This window comes from Stenotrophomonas maltophilia, assembly GCF_900186865.1.
Lineage (GTDB): Bacteria > Pseudomonadota > Gammaproteobacteria > Xanthomonadales > Xanthomonadaceae > Stenotrophomonas > Stenotrophomonas maltophilia.
In genome coordinates, this window is the sequence record NZ_LT906480.1 from 2,447,988 (window position 1) to 2,466,795 (window position 18,808).

Sequence of the window (18,808 nt, forward strand, 5' to 3'; positions counted from 1 at the left end):
GTCCGTTATCGGTGCGTTACACGCCAAACTTGAGCGTCACACGCATTCCTTTAGCGGTTCAGCTGTGCCAGCTGCTGCTGCAGCGACGTATTGCTCTGCTGCAGCTTGCCCATCAGGCTGTCCAACGCGATGAACTGCTTTTTGTAGCGTTCCTCGACGCCTTTCATGCGTACGTCCAAGGCCTTTCGACGCTTGTCGATGCCATCCAGTGTGTTGTTCAGGCCCTTGGTGCGGGCGACGAAGGCGCCTTCCTTGCCAGTGGTCGTGCTGACGTAACCGTCGACCATCGTGTAGAGCTTGCCAGCGCCACCGGTATCCCCGGTGATCGCCGAGCGGATCTTCTCCGGTTGGCTGGCAAGCGCCGCTGCGAATTTGGTCGCGTCCAGTACCAGGCTGCCGTCGGCATTGGGATAGCCACGAGTCTGCAGGCCGAGCTTCTTCGGATCCAATCCATCTGCGGACAGATCCTTCAGTACAGCGCCCATCAGCGAACGCAACTGACTGGATGCGCCGCGCATCTGCGCATCGCCCGTCAGCGTCGCCGCTTCCTTGGTCTTGGCGTCGTACTTGGTCTCGGTATTGATGGCGGCGATCGCATCGTTGTATGCCTTGACGAAGTCCTGCATCACCTTGGTGGCTGCAGTGGTATCGGTGCTGATCACCACGGTGCTCTTGCCCTTGACCTTCAGGTTCAGGGTCAGGCCTGGTACGGCATCGGTCACGGTGTTGCTGTCGCTGATCACCGTGACGCCATCGATGGTCAGCTCGGCATCGGCTGCCGCGGTGTTCTCCTGAAGGCTGCCAACCAGTGCGCTCAACTTCGGGTCGCTGCCACCGTACTCGAGCTTGATCGCATTGGCGGCGCCGGTCTTCTCCTGGGCGATCGACAGGTACTGGTTGTCGCCCGAGGCGATAAGGGTCGCCTGCACGCCTTCCTTGCGGCCTGCGGCGTCGATTTTGTTGCGTACGGTGGTCAGCGTATCGCCGGCTTCCACCTCCACCTTCATCGTCTTTGCCTTGTCGCCCACGCCAACGGTCAGCGTCAAGGTTCCGGCGCCGAACGTGTCGGTCTTCGGCACCGATGAATTGGCAATCAGCTTGTGTGCCGTGGCGAGGGATTTCACCTCCACCTGGTGCGTGCCGTTGGAGGCCGCTGCCTTGGTCGTGCCTTGGTCGTACAGCGCCACGGATGCCGTCAGCACATCGTCGGTGTTGCCTGGTTGTGCTTTGCCGGTGGCGGTTACGGTGCGGGTGTCGAAGGCTGTCGTGGCCTTCAGCGCGGTCAAGGCGGTCTTCAGCTTGTCAAAGGCCGAAGTGACGGTGCCGATCGACGACAGCTGCATCTTGGCCTTGGACTGTTGCAGGTTCAGCGCATTGTCGGCGGGCTTGCGGTCGGCCGCGACCAGCTGGTTGACGATGTCCGAGATGTTGAGCCCCGAGCCAATGCCACCGTATCCAAAGCTTGCCATGTGATTCTCCTGGTATCCGGGCCTTGCCGCCGTGCGGTGGCCCGTCGTCAACGAAAATAGCGGCCTGCGCCGCTGGGTCTTGAGGACTTCGTTGATGCATGCGCCGTGCCAGTTGTCTGGCGGCGGATCTGGCACGCGGTTTGCAGGAGGGTTGGGGCAGGGTGCGGGTGGAATCACCGCAGGCTGCCGGGAGTCTGCAAAAGACCCTCCCCCAATGCAGGGGAGGGATCAGGCTACTGACAATCGGGGGGAGACGAAGCCGCCCGGTACGTACAGTCAAAGGTACAGCGCTGAAAGAGAGGTCCGCAGGAGCGGGCGATGCCAAGCCGGTTCGGGAGTGATCCCGGGCCGGGCATGGCCCGCGCCTTCGTGCATCGTGGCTTCCGGGTTGCTGCTACCGTCGGTTTGACCCGACGGTAGCGGCACCTTCTTGCCGTGGATCAGCGCAGCAGGCTGAGCACGCCCTGCGGCACCTGGTTGGCCTGGGCCAGCATGGCCGTACCGGCCTGCTGCAGGATCTGGGTGCGGGTCAGCTCGGCGGTTTCCTTGGCGAAATCGGTATCCTTGATGCGGCTACGCGAGGCCGACAGATTTTCCGACGAGGTCTGCAGGTTGGCCACCACTGAGGTGAAGCGGTTCTGGATCGCACCGAGGTCGGCGCGGGTGCTGTTGATGCCCTCCAGCGCCTTGTCCACAATCTGCAGTGCCTGTTGAGATTTGCCGTAACTGGTGACGTCAAGGTCAATGGCATGCTTGGCATCGGTAGCAACCAGAGCTGCGTTGTCTGCGAGGGTTACGCCGGTGGCGGTGATCTGGTCGCCGACTTTCCCCTCTTTCCAGGAGCTGATAGTTACCTTGCCCGCGGAGTCCACTTCGGCAGAGACTCCCAGGTCGGCAGACTTCTGATTGATGGCCTTTGCGATGGCGTTCCCTTGGGAAACCACGCTAGCAGCCTCACCTGCGGCCTGCGTTGATGCGCTACCTGCGTCGAACTTCACACCACTGAAGTTCACCGTCGCGCCATTTGCGGAGATCGAGAAGTCGGCGACACTGCCTGCAGCAAATGCAAATACCCCGGAACCGGCGGATGTTTCTGTAACGGTAGTGGTGGTCGCCGTAGTGGTCGCCGAGGAGAACAGGGTACCGCCCAGCGAATCAGTCTTGGCGTTGGTAATCTTATCAATTGCGATTGCTTGGCCGGCGTTTGCGCCAACCTGGAACAGCTGGCTGGAGAACGAGCCGTCCAGCAGCTTGGTGCCATTGAAATCGGACTGCTTGGCCACACGATCAATCTCGCTGACCAGCTGATTCACTTCTGACTGCAGTGCCTTGCGATCACTTGCCGAGTTGGTCGCGTTGGACGACTGTACAGCCAGCTCACGGATACGCTGCAGGTTGTTGCCGATCTCGGTCAGCGAACCTTCGGCGACCTGGGCCAGCGAAATGCCGTCGTTGGCATTGCGGATGGCGACGTCGGTACCACGGATCTGGGTGCCGAAGCGCTCGGAGATCGCCAGGCCAGCGGCGTCATCCTTGGCGCTGTTGATGCGCGAACCGGAAGACAGGCGCTGGATGGTGGTGGCCAGCGAGCTGCCGCTGGTGCTCAGGTTACGCTGAGCATTCAACGACATCGTGTTGGTGTTGATGACTTGTGCCATGGTGCTTTTCCTTTGGCGGAGGTGATGCGTGGTTCAGTATCCGGGCACCGGATCAATCGGTGCCCGGAAGACGATCAGGAAGCGGATCAGCGCAGCAGGCTGAGCACGCCCTGCGGCACCTGGTTGGCCTGGGCCAGCATGGCCGTACCGGCCTGCTGCAGGATCTGGGTGCGGGTCAGCTCCGCGGTTTCCTTGGCGAAATCCGTATCCTTGATGCGACTACGCGAGGCCGACAGGTTTTCCGTCGAGGTCTGCAGGTTGGCAACGACCGAGGTGAAGCGGTTCTGCACCGCACCGAGGTCCGCACGGGTGCTGTTGATCGACTGCAGAGCGTTATCGACGATTTCCAGGGCCTTCTGAGCACCGGCCACGTCGGTGATCTTGACGTCCTTGAGCGTTGAGGCGGTGCCGCCAGCGGCAATGTTGGTGGTGGTTGCTACCGAGGTGCCACCGCCGGTGACAGCAAGTGCGGTGATGTCCGCAGCGGTCAGATCGGCCTTAACCGAAGTCAGCTTGATCACGCCGGGCGTTGCAACGGGCGGAGTGGCGCCGTTGTCAGCCTGCGAAGCATAGACGCCGGTTTCGCCCATCTTCGAATTGATGGCGGCGACCGTAGCGTTCATTGCGTTCGCGACGGTGGCAGCTGCGTCAGCACCTTGGTCGTACTTGATCGTACCGAGCGAAACATCGCCGATCTTCATCCCAGTGATTTCACCAGAGGTAAGAGCGGTGGCAGCTCCCATGGTCAACGTGCCGTTCTGGGCGAAGGTCGAAGAGCCAATCGAATCGGACTGAGCGTTGGTGATCTTGTCGATGGCGATGGCCTGGCCGGCATTGGCACCGACCTGGAACAGCTGGCTGGAGAACGAACCGTCCAGCAGCTTGGTGCCATTGAACTCGGACTGCTTGGCGACGCGATCAATTTCACTGACTAGCTGGTCGACTTCCGACTGGAGAGCCTTGCGGTCACTGGCGGAGTTGGTGGCGTTTGCCGACTGCACCGACAGTTCGCGGATGCGCTGCAGGTTGTTGCCGATCTCGGTCAGCGAACCTTCGGCGACCTGAGCCAGCGAAATGCCGTCGTTGGCATTGCGGATGGCAACGTCGGTACCGCGGATCTGGGTGCCGAAGCGCTCGGAGATCGCCAGGCCAGCGGCGTCGTCCTTGGCGCTGTTGATGCGCGAACCGGAGGACAGGCGCTGGATGGTGGTGGCCAGCGAGCTGCCGCTGGTGCTCAGGTTACGCTGAGCATTCAACGACATCGTGTTGGTGTTGATGACTTGTGCCATGAGGAGAGGTCCTTGAGCGGTTGCACGTGAGTTGGGTTAGACGCCCCCGACGTGCCCCGGGGGCGGCTCATGTCAGCGCTGCAACAGGCTGAGCACGTTCTGCGGTACCTGGTTGGCCTGGGCCAGCATGGCCGTACCGGCCTGCTGCAGGATCTGGGTGCGGGTCAGTTCGGCGGTTTCCTTGGCGAAGTCGGTATCGCGGATGCGGCTGCGCGATGCCGACAGGTTCTCCGAGGAGGTCTGCAGGTTGGCCACCACCGAGGTGAAGCGGTTCTGGATCGCGCCGAGGTCGGCGCGGACGCTATTGACCGACTCAAGAGCCTTATCGACGATCGACAGCGCCTGCTGGGCACCCTCAACGGTGCTCACATTGAGGTCTTCGACATGGCGTGCGGTTGCGCCGGTCAGCGTGCCACCTGTGCCGGCTGCAACCTGCTGCAGGCCGATGTTGGCAAAGTTTGCGTCCACTGCAGTTGCGCCGGTGGTCGGGGTGGCGCTGACCGACAAGGCGAAGGTCTGGCCAGCCGCCGCCGAGTGCAGCGAGAGCTTGCCGGCGTCCAGCTTCGCCATTACGCCGGTTTCACCCAGGCGGCTGTTGACTGCAGCAGCCGTGGCGGCGGTGATGGATTCGCCTGCCTTCACGGTGAAGTCGGGAACCTTGATCGTGGTGGCGGCAGCCGCGCCGGGCGGGGTGATGTCGATCTGCAGGCCGGAGAAGGTCGTATCGGCCGTGGCCTTGTCGGCCGCGATGGCCTGGGTGTTGTAGACGTTGGCGAATGTCGCTGCGCCCAGGGTATCTGCCTTGGCATCGACGACGCTGTTGATCGCAATGGCCTGGCCGGCATTGGCGCCGACCTGGAACAGCTGGCTGGTGAACGAGCCATCCAGCAGCTTGGTGCCGTTGAAGTCGCTCTGCTTGGCGACGCGGTCCACTTCCGAGATCAGCTGGGTCACTTCGGCCTGCAGGGCCTTGCGGTCGCTGCTGGAGTTGGTGGCATTGGAGGCCTGCACGGCCAGTTCGCGGATGCGCTGGAGGTTGTTGCCGACTTCGCTCAGCGAGCCTTCGGCGACCTGGGCCAGCGAGATGCCGTCGTTGGCGTTGCGGATGGCCACGTCCAGGCCGCGGATCTGGGTGCTGAAGCGCTCCGAGATCGCCAGGCCGGCGGCGTCGTCCTTCGCGCTGTTGATGCGCAGGCCGGACGAGAGGCGCTGGATGGTGGTGGCCAGTGAGTTGCCGCTGGTGCTCAGGTTGCGCTGAGCGTTGAGCGACATCGTATTGGTGTTGATTACCTGTGCCATGGGGTCGTCTCCTCTTATATGGAACCCGTTGGTGAATGAAACGAAGCGCCGCCTGTTTTTTGTGTGGCTGTGTGCTTCGTTGTTGCCAAATGAATAACGGCGCTTTGTCAACAACCTTTAGCCGTGAATTCCGTTGGAACCGTAATTCGTTTCCGGAGGCTGTTTTTCCGGGGTTTTCCAGCCCTGGAGGGGCGTGAAGGCGGCCCCGGAGGGGGCGGCTGGGCAAGCCCAGCCAGCGCTGATGAAGGTATCGGCGGGGGCCAGCCGGGCTTGATGGGCAATCACGGAAAATCCGCGGAAGGCGGGCTGGCAGGCTGTTGGCCTGGCGTGCTCCGCGGCAACGGACCGTAGAAACGAAAAAGGCCGCGATGCAGGGCATCGCGGCCTTTCAGGGGTGACGCAGGAGATGCGTCAGCGGATCTTGTTGAACAACGACATCGACTGCATCTGCGAGAAGATCGTCTGTGCCGCCTGCAGCGCGGTGCTCTGCAGCTGGTACTGGCTCAGCGCATCGGCATAGTCCAGGTCGCGCATCTGCGACAGCGTGGTCTTCAGGGTCACACTGTTGGCTTCACGCATGTCGGCGGCATTGTCCAGCGCTTTCAACTGTGCGCCACCGGCTGCTCGTGAATCGATCATCCGTTCCGATGCGCGAGCCACGTCGCGCAATGCGCTCTGCAACTCGTTCTGCTGTGCGCTCATCTTCGCGGTCGTGCCGGTGTCGGCGTCCAGCGCGGTGATCAGCTTGTCCATGGTGTCGAAGATGTCGCGGCTGCTCGCCGGCTTCACGTTGAAGCTGTCGCCTGCGGCAGGCGCACCGGTGAGCTGCAGGCGTACGCCGTTCACTTCCAGATCATCACCGGCCTTGTAGGTGCCGGTGCCGGTCACATTGCCGGCACCATCCAGCACTTCGTACTGGTTGGCGGCGGTGAAGCGGACGCTGAAGCTCTGGCCGTTCCAGCTGTCGCTGCCATCGCGGGTGATGTTGGTCAGCACGCCGTTGCCGGTGTTGCCGGCGGCGGCGCCGCCATCGACGAAGCCATCGCCGGTGGGGATGCGCATGAAGATCTCGCTGCCGGGCAAGGCATCGCGGACGTAGGTATCGGGGCCGACCTCGATCTGGCGCTGGGTCTGGTCACCACGGTAGACCACCTTGCCGTTGATCTTGGCGAACGGAGGATCACCATCGTTGGTGCCGCCGAACACATAGCGGCCGGTGCCGTCCTCGGCGTTGGCCAGCGACAGCAGGCCGTCGCGGATCTGGTTAAGCTCGGTGATCAGCGTCTTCTTGTCGGCCGCACTCAACGCGGGGTTGCTGGCCTGGATGGTCAGGTCGTTGACCCGCCCCATCAGGTCGTTGACCTGGGCCAGGGTATTTTCCTGCACGCCCAGCCGGTTCTGCACGTTGCCGGCGTTGAGCTTCATGCGGTCCAGTGCGGCCAGGCTGCGGTCCAGTCCGACCGCTGCGCCTGCGCCGACCGGATCGTCCTTTGCGGTGACGATCTTGCTGCCGGTGGCGATCTGCTGCTCCAGGTGGCTGAGCTTGGCCTGCTTGGCCATCATCAGCGACACCGACTGGTTGTACATCATGCTGGTGGAGATGCGGCTGCTCATCGGCGGACGGCTCCCAGGATGGTCTGGAACATGCTCTCGGCGGTGGAGATCAGCTGCGAGGCCGCCTGGTAGGCCTGTTGCAGGCGCAGCATGTCGGCGGCCTCCTCGTCCAGGTTGACGCCGGACACTTCATCGCGCGCTTCCTGCGCCTTGTCGTTGATCACCAGCTGGGCGTCCAGCGAGTACTCGGCAGAACGGGCCGCGGCACCGACCTGGGTGGTGAGGCCGCCCAGCGCGCCGTTCAGCGTCACCGTGCCGGCGTTGAACGCCTTGGCGCTCTCGACCTTGGCCAGCTTGGCGGCATTGCTGTTGTCCGAGGAGCCCGCCGGAGTCGGGGTGATGTTGAAGGTGTCGCCAACCTTCGGCGCACCGTCCAGCACGAAGCTCCAGCCATTGGCACTGATGGTCTGGCCGGGCGTGTAGGTCTGCGGCGGGCCCCCATCGATGGTGTAGGTGGTGGCCGAGGTGAACACGATCGCGGCCGGATTGCGCAGGTTGGCGTTGGTCGAATCGCTGACGGTGACACCGCTCAGCTTGCCGGTGCCCGTGTTGGACGTCGCCGCCGCGCCCTTCACTGCCGCAGCAGCGGCGATGCGCGAGGGATCGGTGATCGCCACTTCCATGCTGCCTGCCACGCCTGCGGTCGGCTGCAGCAGGAAGCGGTCGTTGGCCGCCGGGGTACCGCCGACCACCAGCTTGACGCCGTTGATCACCAGGGGATCGGCGGCCGTACCGGTGCCGGTCAGCGGAACGTTCGCACCGGTGTCGGCACGACTGGCCTTCCAGTTGGTGCCATCGAACTGCAGCACCACGTTCTGCGCGTCCAGCTTGCCGAGGTCGCCGTAAGTGGCGCTGAGGCTGGCGGTGCCGGTGTTGGCATTGTTGGCGGTGACGCGTGGATTGCCGATGTTGAAGAAGTCACCCCCGAGCTGGCCATACAGGTCCACGCCCTGGTGATGCACCTGGTTGAAGCTCTCGGCCAGGCCTACCGCCAGCTTGCCCAGTTCGGCCTGGGCAGGCGTCAGCACGGTGTCGCGGAATTCCAGCAGACCGCCGATCTGGCCACCGACCGCCTTCGGGTCGAGCCGGATGGTGTTGCCCTGCGTTTCCAGCGCCAGCTGCAGCCGCTCCGGCTGGTACGGGTCGGCCACGGTGGTGACCTTGGTCGCCGTGGTGCCCACCACCAGCGCGTTGCCGCCGGCGGTGTAGACATTCATGATGCCGCCGTCCTGGATCACCGCCGTGCCGCCGGTGTAGCCGATCAGCTGGGTGATCAGCTGGTCACGACGATCGAGCAGGTCGGGTGCGGCCGTGGCGATGTTGGTGCCGATGGCGCCGTTGATCTGCGCGATTTCCTGCGCCAGCCGGTTGATCTCGGTGGCACCGGCCAGCAGGCCGTTGTTGACCTCGCTGTTGAGGTTGTTCAGATGGGTGTTGAGCTGCACGAAGCGGTTGGCCAGGGCCTTGCCGCCATCGAGCATGTTCTGGCGGTCGGCCGTGCCGGAGGCATTGGAGGTCAGGCCGCTGACCGAATCGAAGAAGTTGGACCAGACGCCGGAGACGTTGGTGGCAGGATCGGAGACCAGCGCGTTGACGCGGTCGGCCATGCTGGAAAGCTGCTTCAGGCGTGCCAGCTCGCCGCTGCTGTCGAGCAGGCGTGAGATCGCCAGCTGGTCGGCGGTGCGGCGGATGTCGGTGATGCGGGTGCCGTTGCCGACCGTGCCGTAGCCGTAGTTCTGCGGATCAGCGGTGGCGAAGTTGACCTTCTGCCGGCTGTAGCCCGGGGTATTGAGGTTGGCCACGTTGTGGCTGGTGGTCGCCAACGCACGCTGGAAGGCGAGCAGGGCACCGGTACCGGTGGAAAGTACGCTGGACATGGGGTTCCTCAACGACGAGTGATACCCAGCGCCGCGGTTGCGGTGCTGGCGAAGGTCTGGCCAAGGCGCGAGCCGGCATTGGCGACGGCGCTGACGGCGCGCTCGATGGTCGGTCCGCCGGCGATCGCGGCGATCTTGGCCGCATAGCGCGGATCGGTGGCATAGCCGGCGCGCTGCAGGCCGCGGGCGAAGCCCTGCACGTCGGTGCCGGCCTGCAGGGCCTGCTGGTAACGCGGGCTGGTCTTCAGCAGGCGCACGTAGTCGGCAAAGCTCTCGGCCGGCGAACTGTAGGCGCGGAAGCTGGCGGTCTCGTTGCGGCGTACGCCATCGACGTATTCATGGGTGCCGGCCACGGCGCGCTGGCCGTTCCAGCCATTGGCCTTGATGCCGAACAGGTTGTGCGAAGTGCTGCCGTCGGCGTGCTTGATGTGGCGCTTGCCCCAGCCGGTTTCCAGCGCTGCCTGGGCGACCAGGGCGCGGGCATCCACGCCCAGTTCCTTGGCTGCACTCTGCGCGTGCTGCCAGATACTGGCGACGAAGCCTTCCGGTGTGTGCTCGCCGAGCTGGGCGACGGCGGTACGGGTGGCCATTGCATCGGCCGGGCTGATCGCGGTGCCGCGGTTGCTGGCGGTGGCCGACCACTGGTCGCTGTTGGCGGCCCAGTCCTCGCCCTGCAGGCTGCCGATGTACGGATCTTCGGTGCCCGGCGAGCGGTGCATGCTGCTGCTCTCACGGCCGGCGATCAGGTCCAGGGCCTGCTCCATCGGCGCGACAGCCGCCTGTGCCCCCTGCTGCGCACCGGCGGCCATCTGCTGCAGCAGACGCACGGCCTGGCTGCCGTCTTCCAGCGGCAGCGACGGTGCCGGTTTGGCCGGTGCATTGAGCTGGTAGGCACGGCTGGCCTTGGCCGGGTCCACGCGGGTATCCAGCGCCGGACCCTCGGCGGCCTGGCCGGACAGCTGCCGGCTGATGATGCCCGACAGGCCCAGGCCCTTGCCGCGGGTCATGGCCTCGGCAATCTTCTGGTCGTACATCTCGCGGAACATCTTGTTTTCGCCGGGGAACAGCGAGTCGCCGAAGCTGGCGTCACGCATGCTCTTGACCAGCATCTGCGCGAACTGGCCTTCCAGCTGGCGCGCGACCTTGTCGATCTTGGCCGGATCGTTCTGTTGTGCCGGGTGCAGATCGAATGCGGGATTGATGCGCATATCAGATCACCTCGAGCTCGGCACTCAATGCGCCGGCCTGCTTCAGGGCTTCCAGGATCGCGATGAGATCGCCTGGTGCTGCGCCCACGGCGTTCACCGCGTGCACGATCTCGTCCAGGGTGGTGCCGCCGCTGAACTTGAACATGCGGCTGCCGTCGTTGGTGGCGGTGATGGTCGACTGCGGGCTGGCTACGGTACGGCCGCCGGACAGCGCATTGGGCTGGCTGACGTTGGTGTTTTCCTGGATGGTCACGGTCAGCGAACCGTGCGAGATCGCGGCAGGTCCCACGCGCACCTGCTGGCCGATGACCACGGTGCCGGTACGCGAATTGACCACCACCTTGGCCGGAGCGCTGCCCGGGGTCAGTTCCAGGTTCTCGATGCGCGCCAGCAGGCCGATGCGTGCGCCCGGATCGGTCGGTGCGGTAACCGCTACGGTCACGCCGTCGACCGCACGCGCCGCACCTTCGCCGAATGCGTTGTTGAGCGCGGCGACCATGCGCGAGACCGTGGTGAAGTCGTTGTTGTGCAGGTTCAGGGTGATGTCACCGCCGTTGGCCAGCGGATCGGGCAGGGCGCGCTCAACGGTGGCACCGTTGGGAATGCGGCCGACGCTGGGCACGTTCACCGAGACACGGGAACCGTCCTTGCCCTGCGCACCGAAGCCGCCGACGATCAGGTTGCCCTGCGCGATGGCGTAGATCTGTCCGTCGGCGCCGCGCAGCGGTGCCATCAGCAGCGAGCCGCCGCGCAGCGAGACTGCGTTGCCGATGGAGGACACGGTGATGTCGATCGGCTGGCCCGGCTTGGCGAACGGTGGCAGTTCGGCGTGGATCGCCACTGCGGCCACGTTCTTCAGCTGCGGGTTGACGTTCGGCGGTACGTTGACGCCCAGCTCGCCGAGCAGGTTCTTCAGGCTCTGCACGGTGAAGGGTGCCTGGCTGGTGCGGTCGCCGCTGCCGTCCAGGCCGACCACCAGGCCATAACCCACCAGGGCATTGCCACGCACGCCGCCGACCTGGGCCAGGTCCTTGATGCGCTCGGCGCTGGCAGGCGCAGCCATTGCCAGCAGAAGGAAGAATGATCCGTAGAGCGACGCCATGCGTCGCTGCCACGTTGAAGAGAAGAGAGCTTTCATGGCCATACTCAGAACGGCGTCAGGCCGGAATTGAAGAAGCGGCTCAGCCAGCCCATCGCGTTGGATTGCGCAACCGGGCCGCGGCCGCCGTAGACGATGCGGGCTTCGGCCACGCGGCTGGACGGAATGGTGTTGTCCTGGCTGATGTCGCCCGGGCGGACGATGCCCTGCACCTGCACCAGCTCATCGCCCTGGTTCAGCCGCAGGTTCTTCTGCCCTTGCACCACCAGGTTGCCGTTGGGCAGGCGCTGCACCACGGTGACCGTGACGCTGCCCTGCAGGCGGTTGCTCTGCGCGCTGTTGCCCTTGCCGGTGAAGTCACGCGCGCCCTTGGCCGTAGCGCTCAGAATGTCCTTGCCGCCCAGGGTGACCGGAGCGCCGAGAATGGACGGCGTGCCCAGGCTCAGGTTCGATTCCTTGTTGGTGGCAGTGTTGGCACTGGTCTGCGCGGTGGTGTTTTCCAGCAGGGTGATGGTCAGCAGGTCGCCAACATCGCGTGCGCGGCGGTCCGAATACAGCTGCAGGGTCGGGCCGGCGGCATAGATGGCGCCGGCGGTCGGCTGGGCCTGCGGCGGCATGATCGGCTGGATCGGTGCCATCGTCGGGTAGGGACGCACGTCGCCCGCGATCACGCAGCCACCGAGCAGGGCGGCCACGGCGCAGGCGAGGGCAGTGCGGGCGAAGTTGGAAATGGGCGACATGGCAGTTTCCCGGTTTGGCCGGTCAGAGCTTGTTGTTGAGATAGCCGAGCATCGAATCGGTGGTGGAAATCGCCTTGGCGTTCATTTCGTAGGCGCGCTGGGTTTCGATCATTGACACCAGCTCTTCCACCACGTTGACGTTGCTGCCTTCCAGCGCGCCCTGCACCACGGTGCCGAGGCCGTTGAGGCCGGGGTTGCCGTTCTGTGCCGGGCCGGAGGCCGTGGTCTCCAGGAACAGGTTCTCGCCGCGCGCCTGCAGGCCGGCCGGATTGACGAAGTCGGTCAGGGTCAGCGCGCCCACTTCCACCGAGGCCGCGCCGTCGGCCATCTTCACGCTGATGGTGCCGTCGGTACCGATGGTCACCGACTGCGCGCCTTCGGGAATCTGGATGCCCGGCTGCACGGGGTAGCCGCTGTTGGTGACCAGCTCGCTGTCCTGGTTGATCTTGAACGAGCCATCACGGGTGTAGGCCGAGCTGCCATCAGGCATCTGAACCTCGAAGAAGCCGCGGCCATTGACCATCACGTCCAGGGCGCGGCCGGTCTGCTGCTGGCCACCCTGTTCAAAATTCTTGGCAGTGGCGACCACGCGCACGCCCGTTCCGAGCTGCAGGCCAGTTGGCAGCTGGGTCTGCGCCGACGAGGAGCCGCCGGGCTGGCGCACCTGCTGGTACAGCAGGTCTTCAAAACTGGCACGGTCCTGCTTGAAGCCGGTGGTGTTGGTGTTGGCGAGGTTGTTGGAAACCACCGACATGCGCATCTGCTGCGCATCCAGTCCGGTTTTCGCGATCCACAATGCCTGGTTCATCTTCGATGTCCTGTCTGGTGAAGCCGGCCGCGTGGTGCGGCCCTTGTATGCGGGTGTGCAAGCGGTGTGCCAGCGCCGGCATCAGCCGGCGCCGGAATTCCGTCAGCTGCCCAGGCGCAGCATGCTGTTGGCGCTGCGCGCGTTCTCGTCGCCGTGCTTGATCACCTGCACCTGCATTTCGTACTGGCGCTGCAGCTGGATCATCTGCACCAGCGCGCCAGCGGCGTCTACGTTGCTGCCTTCCAGCTGGCCGCTGTGCACGGCCGTGCCCTGTGCCGGCGCGAACGGCTGCAGTGGGTCGGTGTTGCGGAACAGGCCATCCAGGCCACGCTCCAGGCGTTCATCCGGCGCCTGCACCACTTTGATGCGACCGATCTGCGCCATGGTCTGCGGACCTTCGCCCTGCGGGATGATCGAGAGCGTGCCGTCGGCACCGATTTCCATCGCCTGGTAGGGCGGAATGGCGATCGGATTGTTGTTGTCATCCAGTACCGGACGGCCGCTGGAGGTCACCAGCTGGCCGTTCGGCGTCACCGACAACGCCGCGCCGCGCGTGTACGCCTCGCTGCCGTCGCTGGACTGCACGGCCAGCCAGGTGCCGGTCTGCAGGGACAGGTCCAGCGGCTTGCCGGTGATGTGCTGCGAGCCGGGCGTGCGATTGAATCCGGCGTCGACATGCAGCGCATCCACCCGCGAGGCAAAGCCCGGGCCCTTGATCGGGAAGGCTTCGGTGTTGGCCAGCGCTTCCTTGAAGCCAGGGGTGTCCGAGTTGGCGAGGTTGTGGCTGAGCGTTCCCTGCGCCTGCAGGGAGGCGCGGGCACCGGTCATCGCCACGTAAAGGGCTTTATCCATGCGGGGAGTTCCGTGACAGGGTCAGCAGCTCATCAACGGATGTTGATGACGGTCTGGGTGATCTGGTCCTGGGTGGTGATCATCTGCGCGTTGGCCTGGAAGTTGCGCTGCGCGGTGATCATGTTGACCAGCTGCTCGGTGAGGTCGACGGTGGATGCTTCCAGCGAGCCGGCCTGGATCTTGCCGAGGTTGGAGGTGTCCGGCATGCCGGTGCGCGGGGTGCCCGAGCTGAAGGTGTCCACCCACAGGTTGTTGCCCTTCGATTCCAGGCCCTGCGGATTGTTGAACGTGGTCAGCGCGACCTGGCCCAGCGGCTTGTCGGCGCCATTGGAGTAGCGCGCGTAGACCACGCCGGTTTCCGACACGGTGATCTCATTGAGCTTGCCGGCGGCGTAGCCATCCTGCTGGGTGTTGCGCAGCGCGAACTTTTCGCCGTACTGGGTCGAGCCGCTCACGTCCAGCGTCATGTTCAGCACGCCCGCACCGGTGGTCGGGGTGAAGGTGCCGAGGCTGACCTTGCCGTTGGCCGGCGCGGTGAGCTTGCCGCTGTTGTCGAAGGTGACCGGGGTCGGCGCGCCGGCCGGCTGGCCGTCCACGTAGTTGCGCACGGTCCACTCGTTCGGGTTTGCGCCCTTCACGAAGTACGAGACCTGGATGTGGCTGACACCCAGCGAGTCGTACACGGTGATGCCACCGCTGGAGTGGTTGTAGCTGTTGGAGTCGGTCGGATCGAACGTGGTGACCGTCGGCTGCTTGGCATTGGCCGGCAGGGTGAAGCCGACCTTCACTTCGCTGGTCTGCTTCGGCGGGCTGTCGGTGGTCAACAGCTGCAGGTCGACCATGCGGCCGGCATCGAAGTTGGTGCCGTCGGCGTTCGGCGCGAACACCTGCAGGCGCGCACCCTGCGGGTTGACCACATAGCCGGACGGATCGGTCTGGAAATTGCCGGCGCGCGAGTACACGCGGGTACCGTTCATGTTCATGGTGAAGAAGCCTTCACCGGAAATGGCCATGTCCAGGCTGCGGCCGGTCTGTTCGTTGTGGCCCTGCTTGAACTGCTGGGCAACGTTGGAGACACGGACGCCCGAACCCACGGCGTTCTTCGACAGACCATAACCAGTGGCCGAGAACAGGTCGGCGAATTCGGCGCGCGATTCCTTGAAGCCGGTGGTGTTGACGTTGGCGACGTTGTTGGCGGTGACGCTCAGGTCGGAATTGGCGGCGTTGATGCCGGACAGCGAGACATTGAAGCCCATGGGATGCTCCTGGTAGATACGGGGTGTGCGGCTCAGCTGACGCGGAGCACGTAGTCGATCGGGGCCGTGCCCAGGCCCTTGAGGTTCAGGTACAGACCGTCGGAACCGACGGTCACGCTCTCCACCGGTGCCTGCACGTAGGTGGAAAGCTTGGTGCTCTTGCCTGTGGTGTCGACGTGGTTGGCGACGATGGAGTACTTGCCCGGTTCCATGCGCTTGCCATTGGCGTCCTTGCCGTCCCACTTGAAGGCGGTTTCGCCGGCGGCCTTGGCTTCAACGCTCAGTGAAGTGACCTTGGTGCCGTTGGCATCGGTGACGTCGACGGTGATGATGCCGGCCGAGGGCGCGGCCACCGTGCCTTCGACGCTGCCTTCCTTCTCCAGCACCAGCTTTTCCGACGGCACCAGCACCTGGTGGCCGACCAGTGCCGCACCGCGCAGCACCTGGTCGCTGGCCATCGATTCCTGGAAACCCTTCACCGTCTTGTTCAGATCGGTGATGCCCTGCACGGTGGACATCTGCGCCATCTGCGCGACCATCTGCGTGTTGTCCATCGGCTTCAGCGGATCCTGGTGCTGCAACTGCTCGGTCATCAGGCGCAGGAAGTCGGCCTGGTCCAGCGTGTTCTTCTTCTTCGTAGCGTTGCTGTTCGGGGCGTTCAGGCCGAGTGCGGCGTAGACGTCCTGGTTGGTCTGGTTGTTGACGGCGGTGGTCATGGCGGTATCCGGTACTGCGGGCCTCAGCGGCCCATGGTCAGGGTGGCCAGGGCCAGTTCCTTGGCGGTGGTCAGCATCTCCACGCCGGCCTGGTAGTTACGCGAGGTCGAGATGAGATTGACCATCTGCGCCACCGGATCGACGTCGGGCTGGTAGATGTAGCCATCGCCATCGGCCAGCGGGTGGCCCGGCTCATAGCGCTTGATCGGCGCGGCCTCGCTCTGGGTGATCTCCTTGACCTTCACAGAGGTGATGTTCGGATCGTTCTTGCTGGTCACGGCCTGGAAGATCGGCTCCAGCGGCTTGTACACGGCGTCGGCGGAACCGGCGACGGTGTCGGCGTTGGAGAGATTGGAGGCGATGGTGCTCATGCGCACCGACTGCGCCTGCAGCGCGGAGCCGGCGATATCGAAGATCGGCAGGTTGCTCATGGCTTATTGCCCCGTGATCGCGGTCAGCATGGGACGCACCTTGCTCTCGACGAAGCTGAGCGAGGCGCGGTATTCGAGTGCGGCGCGGCCATAGGCGGCACGCTCGGCATCGGGATCGACGGTGTTGCCGTCCAGGCTGGGCTGCACGCCGTCGCGCGCGATCTGGAACGGGTTCAGGCCACTACTGATCTCGTAGTGCTGCTCGTTGGTGGTGGTCATCAGGCCGTTGGCATCCTGCCCTTGGGCATGACGCAGGGCGGCATCGAAGTCCAGGTCCTGGGCCTTGTAGCCGGGAGTGTCGGCATTGCCGAGGTTGCTGGCGATCAGCTTCATCCGCTGTTCGCGCAACGGCATGGCCTGGGCGTGGACGCCCAGGTAGTCGGTAATCAGGTTGCGCACGGTGCACTCCCACGGGAACGTTGCCCGGGAAGCTGCAAGGGGTGTGCCAAATTCGAGAGGGTAGTGCCGACCGCTGGCCGGCGCCCCGATAGATCTGCGGATGCCGGCCAACGGCCGGCACTACCGGATCAGTGGACGTCAGGCCGCCATCGCGACCTTGCGCAGGCGGTCCAGCACGAAGTCGGCCAGTTCGTGCGGCGAGTACTTGGCGACGAAGGCGTTGGCGCCGACGCGCTCGACCATCGCATTGTTGAATACGCCCGACAGCGAGGTATGCAGCAGCACGTAGAGGCCGGCCAGGCCTGGATGGCGCCGGATTTCCGTCGTCAGCGTATAGCCGTCCATCGCCGGCATTTCGATGTCCGAGATGACCATGGCGTAGCGCTCGGCCGGGTTCTCGCCTGACGCGTGGATCTGCAGCAGGTGGTCCAGCGCCTGCTTGCCATCGGAAAGCAGGGTGGCGCCCACCCCCAGCTGGTCCAGCACGCTGCGGATCTGCTGGCGGGCCACGCGCGAGTCGTCCACCACCAGCACCTGCAGCTGCGGGCCGTCGGCCGGCATTGCCATCGCCGGGTCCAGCACCGCTTCGCCGCGGACCTGGGCGATGTCGGCCAGTACGCTTTCCACGTCGATCACCTGGATCAGCTCACCCTGGAAGCGGGTCACCGCAGTCAGGTAACTCGACTCGGCGCCCAGTTCCGGCGGCGGGTGGATGTCTTCCACCGCGATGTTGACGATGCGCTCCACGCCGCTGACCAAAAAGCCCTGGATCGAGCGGTTGAACTCGGTAACGACCAGGTAGCCGGGCGAGGTGTCCGCCTCCGGCTCGCGCTCGGGATGGCCGATGGCCAGGCCGAGGTCCAGCACCGGCACCGAGCGGCCACGCACGTCGGCCACGCCGGAGAACTGGCTGGGCAGCCCGGGCACCTGGAACAGTTCCGGGCGTCGCAGGACTTCCTGCACCTTGAAGACATTGACGCCAAAAAGCTGACGTCCGCCGAGACGGAACAGCAGCAGCGCCAGGCGATTGTGGCCGGCCAGACGGGTCCGCTGGTCGATCCGGTTGAGCAGGTCATGGGACATGGCTGCTGTATCGGCGGGGTGGGCGCCGAACTTGAGGGCGCTCTGCCGCCCACGCGCTCCACACCGCTTCTGTAGAGTCGACTGTTAGTCGACTGCTCTTCTGGGCGACTGTTCTTATAGTCGACTGCTCTTATCCGATCGCGGGAAATCCCGCGCTTCGCGCGAAAGTCGACTGACGCGAAAGTCGACTAACAGTCGACTCTACAGGCCCCATCCCGAGACCTCGTCTCTGGCACACACCTTGCACGCAGCTGGGCCAGGTCCCATCGACAGGAGGCGCCATGCGCCGGGTCACATCTCTATTGGCCATCGCGCTTGCCCTGGCCTCGCCGTGGGCGACGGCCGCCGACTGGCAACCCGTAGCCAGCATCCGCACCGCAGCGTTGTCGACGCTGCCGGCCGGCAGCGAGGGTGAGGCCCAGGTGGCCGATGCGCTGCGCCTGCCCAAGTGTGGCGGCGCGCTGCAGGTGCAGCCTACCGCCAACACCACGGTGGAGGTCAGTTGCCCTGATGCGGGGGGCTGGCGCCTGTTCGTGCCGGTGAAGGTGCGGCGCAACCAGACCGTGCTGGTGCTCAATCGTGGAATCGGCACTGGAGAAACCCTCACCGCCGCCGATATCACCACTGCCCAGCGTGACGCCGCCCGGATTGCCGGTGCGGTGCTGGCCGATCCCAACGCGGCGATCGGCCGCATCGCCCGCCGTCCGTTGCAGGCCGGAGCCCTGCTGTCGAGCAATGATCTGGTAGTGCAGCGTCTCATCAAGCGAGGAGACAATGTGGCCCTGGTATCGCGTCGCGGCTCGGTCGAGGTCCGTATTGCAGGCCGTGCAATGGGCGATGCCGGTGAAAACGAACGGGTCTCGGTAGAGAACCTGTCCTCGCGGCGGATCGTGCAGGGCACGGTCGATGCCGCCGGTGACGTAATCGTGGCGCGTTGATTTACCGCAAAATATCCCTAAAGATCACGGCCCTGCGGCCGTTATCCCTTGTGAACGGCAACTCCAGGACAC

Annotated in this window: 17 protein-coding genes; 1 reads left to right on the top strand and 16 read right to left on the bottom strand. The window is 64.8% G+C overall.

The genetic code is table 11. The features are described from left to right. Nucleotides 1–50: 50 nt before the first annotated feature. From fliD to CKW06_RS11865, 16 genes are all read right to left on the bottom strand, one after another. Nucleotides 51–1,469, bottom strand: coding sequence for a flagellar filament capping protein FliD (gene fliD, locus CKW06_RS11790; protein WP_024958560.1), 1,419 nt, complete (start codon nucleotides 1,467–1,469; stop codon nucleotides 51–53). 440 nt (nucleotides 1,470–1,909) lie between these two features. Further along, a complete protein-coding gene (locus tag CKW06_RS11795) occupies nucleotides 1,910–3,127 on the bottom strand; it encodes a flagellin (RefSeq protein WP_024958561.1) in 1,218 nt (405 codons plus the stop codon). Nucleotides 3,128–3,213: 86 nt separating this feature from the next. Further along, entirely contained in the window at nucleotides 3,214–4,416 is a 1,203-nt protein-coding gene (locus tag CKW06_RS11800; RefSeq protein WP_024958562.1) for a flagellin, read from the bottom strand. 72 nt (nucleotides 4,417–4,488) lie between these two features. After that, nucleotides 4,489–5,715, bottom strand: coding sequence for a flagellin (locus CKW06_RS11805; protein ID WP_024958563.1), 1,227 nt, complete (start codon nucleotides 5,713–5,715; stop codon nucleotides 4,489–4,491). A gap of 411 nt (nucleotides 5,716–6,126) precedes the next feature. Next, nucleotides 6,127–7,329: a flagellar hook-associated protein FlgL gene (flgL, locus tag CKW06_RS11810; RefSeq protein ID WP_024958564.1), complete on the bottom strand. Its 1,203-nt coding sequence runs from the start codon at nucleotides 7,327–7,329 to the stop codon at nucleotides 6,127–6,129. Further along, on the bottom strand, nucleotides 7,326–9,206 hold the full coding sequence (gene flgK, locus CKW06_RS11815; RefSeq protein WP_024958565.1) for a flagellar hook-associated protein FlgK: 1,881 nt from the start codon (nucleotides 9,204–9,206) through the stop codon (nucleotides 7,326–7,328). The genes flgL and flgK overlap by 4 nt, the downstream gene beginning before the upstream one ends. A gap of 8 nt (nucleotides 9,207–9,214) precedes the next feature. After that, nucleotides 9,215–10,414 carry a flagellar assembly peptidoglycan hydrolase FlgJ gene (gene flgJ, locus CKW06_RS11820; RefSeq protein WP_024958566.1) on the bottom strand — a complete coding sequence of 400 codons (1,200 nt, stop codon included), beginning with the start codon at nucleotides 10,412–10,414 and terminating at the stop codon, nucleotides 9,215–9,217. A gap of 1 nt (nucleotide 10,415) precedes the next feature. After that, nucleotides 10,416–11,558 (bottom strand): flagellar basal body P-ring protein FlgI, encoded by a 1,143-nt coding sequence (locus CKW06_RS11825; RefSeq protein WP_024958567.1) that lies wholly within the window; start codon nucleotides 11,556–11,558, stop codon nucleotides 10,416–10,418. A 2-nt stretch (nucleotides 11,559–11,560) separates the two neighbouring features. Beyond that, nucleotides 11,561–12,253 carry a flagellar basal body L-ring protein FlgH gene (flgH, locus tag CKW06_RS11830; protein ID WP_010485899.1) on the bottom strand — a complete coding sequence of 231 codons (693 nt, stop codon included), beginning with the start codon at nucleotides 12,251–12,253 and terminating at the stop codon, nucleotides 11,561–11,563. A gap of 22 nt (nucleotides 12,254–12,275) precedes the next feature. Beyond that, nucleotides 12,276–13,061, bottom strand: coding sequence for a flagellar basal-body rod protein FlgG (gene flgG, locus CKW06_RS11835; protein ID WP_005409571.1), 786 nt, complete (start codon nucleotides 13,059–13,061; stop codon nucleotides 12,276–12,278). 102 nt (nucleotides 13,062–13,163) lie between these two features. Next, on the bottom strand, nucleotides 13,164–13,913 hold the full coding sequence (locus CKW06_RS11840; protein WP_024958568.1) for a flagellar basal body rod protein FlgF: 750 nt from the start codon (nucleotides 13,911–13,913) through the stop codon (nucleotides 13,164–13,166). A gap of 32 nt (nucleotides 13,914–13,945) precedes the next feature. Next, nucleotides 13,946–15,169 (bottom strand): flagellar hook protein FlgE, encoded by a 1,224-nt coding sequence (gene flgE, locus CKW06_RS11845; protein WP_024958569.1) that lies wholly within the window; start codon nucleotides 15,167–15,169, stop codon nucleotides 13,946–13,948. A gap of 32 nt (nucleotides 15,170–15,201) precedes the next feature. Beyond that, nucleotides 15,202–15,885: a flagellar hook assembly protein FlgD gene (locus CKW06_RS11850; RefSeq protein ID WP_024958570.1), complete on the bottom strand. Its 684-nt coding sequence runs from the start codon at nucleotides 15,883–15,885 to the stop codon at nucleotides 15,202–15,204. A 23-nt stretch (nucleotides 15,886–15,908) separates the two neighbouring features. Next, entirely contained in the window at nucleotides 15,909–16,316 is a 408-nt protein-coding gene (gene flgC / locus CKW06_RS11855; RefSeq protein ID WP_010485892.1) for a flagellar basal body rod protein FlgC, read from the bottom strand. Nucleotides 16,317–16,319: 3 nt separating this feature from the next. Next, on the bottom strand, nucleotides 16,320–16,715 hold the full coding sequence (gene flgB / locus CKW06_RS11860; RefSeq protein WP_024958571.1) for a flagellar basal body rod protein FlgB: 396 nt from the start codon (nucleotides 16,713–16,715) through the stop codon (nucleotides 16,320–16,322). A 138-nt stretch (nucleotides 16,716–16,853) separates the two neighbouring features. Next, nucleotides 16,854–17,798 carry a chemotaxis protein gene (locus tag CKW06_RS11865; protein WP_024958572.1) on the bottom strand — a complete coding sequence of 315 codons (945 nt, stop codon included), beginning with the start codon at nucleotides 17,796–17,798 and terminating at the stop codon, nucleotides 16,854–16,856. Between the two features lie 281 nt (nucleotides 17,799–18,079). Between CKW06_RS11865 and flgA the strand changes: the two genes are divergently transcribed. Further along, on the top strand, nucleotides 18,080–18,736 hold the full coding sequence (gene flgA / locus CKW06_RS11870) for a flagellar basal body P-ring formation chaperone FlgA (RefSeq protein WP_024958573.1): 657 nt from the start codon (nucleotides 18,080–18,082) through the stop codon (nucleotides 18,734–18,736). The last annotated feature ends 72 nt before the right edge of the window (nucleotides 18,737–18,808 follow it).

Coding starts and splice junctions, on each gene's coding strand:
- fliD (WP_024958560.1), bottom strand. CDS start 1,469: ATGGCAAGCTTTGGATACGGTGGCATTGGCTCGGGGCTCAACATCTCG.
- CKW06_RS11795 (WP_024958561.1), bottom strand. CDS start 3,127: ATGGCACAAGTCATCAACACCAACACGATGTCGTTGAATGCTCAGCGT.
- CKW06_RS11800 (WP_024958562.1), bottom strand. CDS start 4,416: ATGGCACAAGTCATCAACACCAACACGATGTCGTTGAATGCTCAGCGT.
- CKW06_RS11805 (WP_024958563.1), bottom strand. CDS start 5,715: ATGGCACAGGTAATCAACACCAATACGATGTCGCTCAACGCTCAGCGC.
- flgL (WP_024958564.1), bottom strand. CDS start 7,329: ATGAGCAGCCGCATCTCCACCAGCATGATGTACAACCAGTCGGTGTCG.
- flgK (WP_024958565.1), bottom strand. CDS start 9,206: ATGTCCAGCGTACTTTCCACCGGTACCGGTGCCCTGCTCGCCTTCCAG.
- flgJ (WP_024958566.1), bottom strand. CDS start 10,414: ATGCGCATCAATCCCGCATTCGATCTGCACCCGGCACAACAGAACGAT.
- CKW06_RS11825 (WP_024958567.1), bottom strand. CDS start 11,558: ATGGCCATGAAAGCTCTCTTCTCTTCAACGTGGCAGCGACGCATGGCG.
- flgH (WP_010485899.1), bottom strand. CDS start 12,253: ATGTCGCCCATTTCCAACTTCGCCCGCACTGCCCTCGCCTGCGCCGTG.
- flgG (WP_005409571.1), bottom strand. CDS start 13,061: ATGAACCAGGCATTGTGGATCGCGAAAACCGGACTGGATGCGCAGCAG.
- CKW06_RS11840 (WP_024958568.1), bottom strand. CDS start 13,913: ATGGATAAAGCCCTTTACGTGGCGATGACCGGTGCCCGCGCCTCCCTG.
- flgE (WP_024958569.1), bottom strand. CDS start 15,169: ATGGGCTTCAATGTCTCGCTGTCCGGCATCAACGCCGCCAATTCCGAC.
- CKW06_RS11850 (WP_024958570.1), bottom strand. CDS start 15,885: ATGACCACCGCCGTCAACAACCAGACCAACCAGGACGTCTACGCCGCA.
- flgC (WP_010485892.1), bottom strand. CDS start 16,316: ATGAGCAACCTGCCGATCTTCGATATCGCCGGCTCCGCGCTGCAGGCG.
- CKW06_RS11865 (WP_024958572.1), bottom strand. CDS start 17,798: ATGTCCCATGACCTGCTCAACCGGATCGACCAGCGGACCCGTCTGGCC.
- flgA (WP_024958573.1), top strand. CDS start 18,080: ATGCGCCGGGTCACATCTCTATTGGCCATCGCGCTTGCCCTGGCCTCG.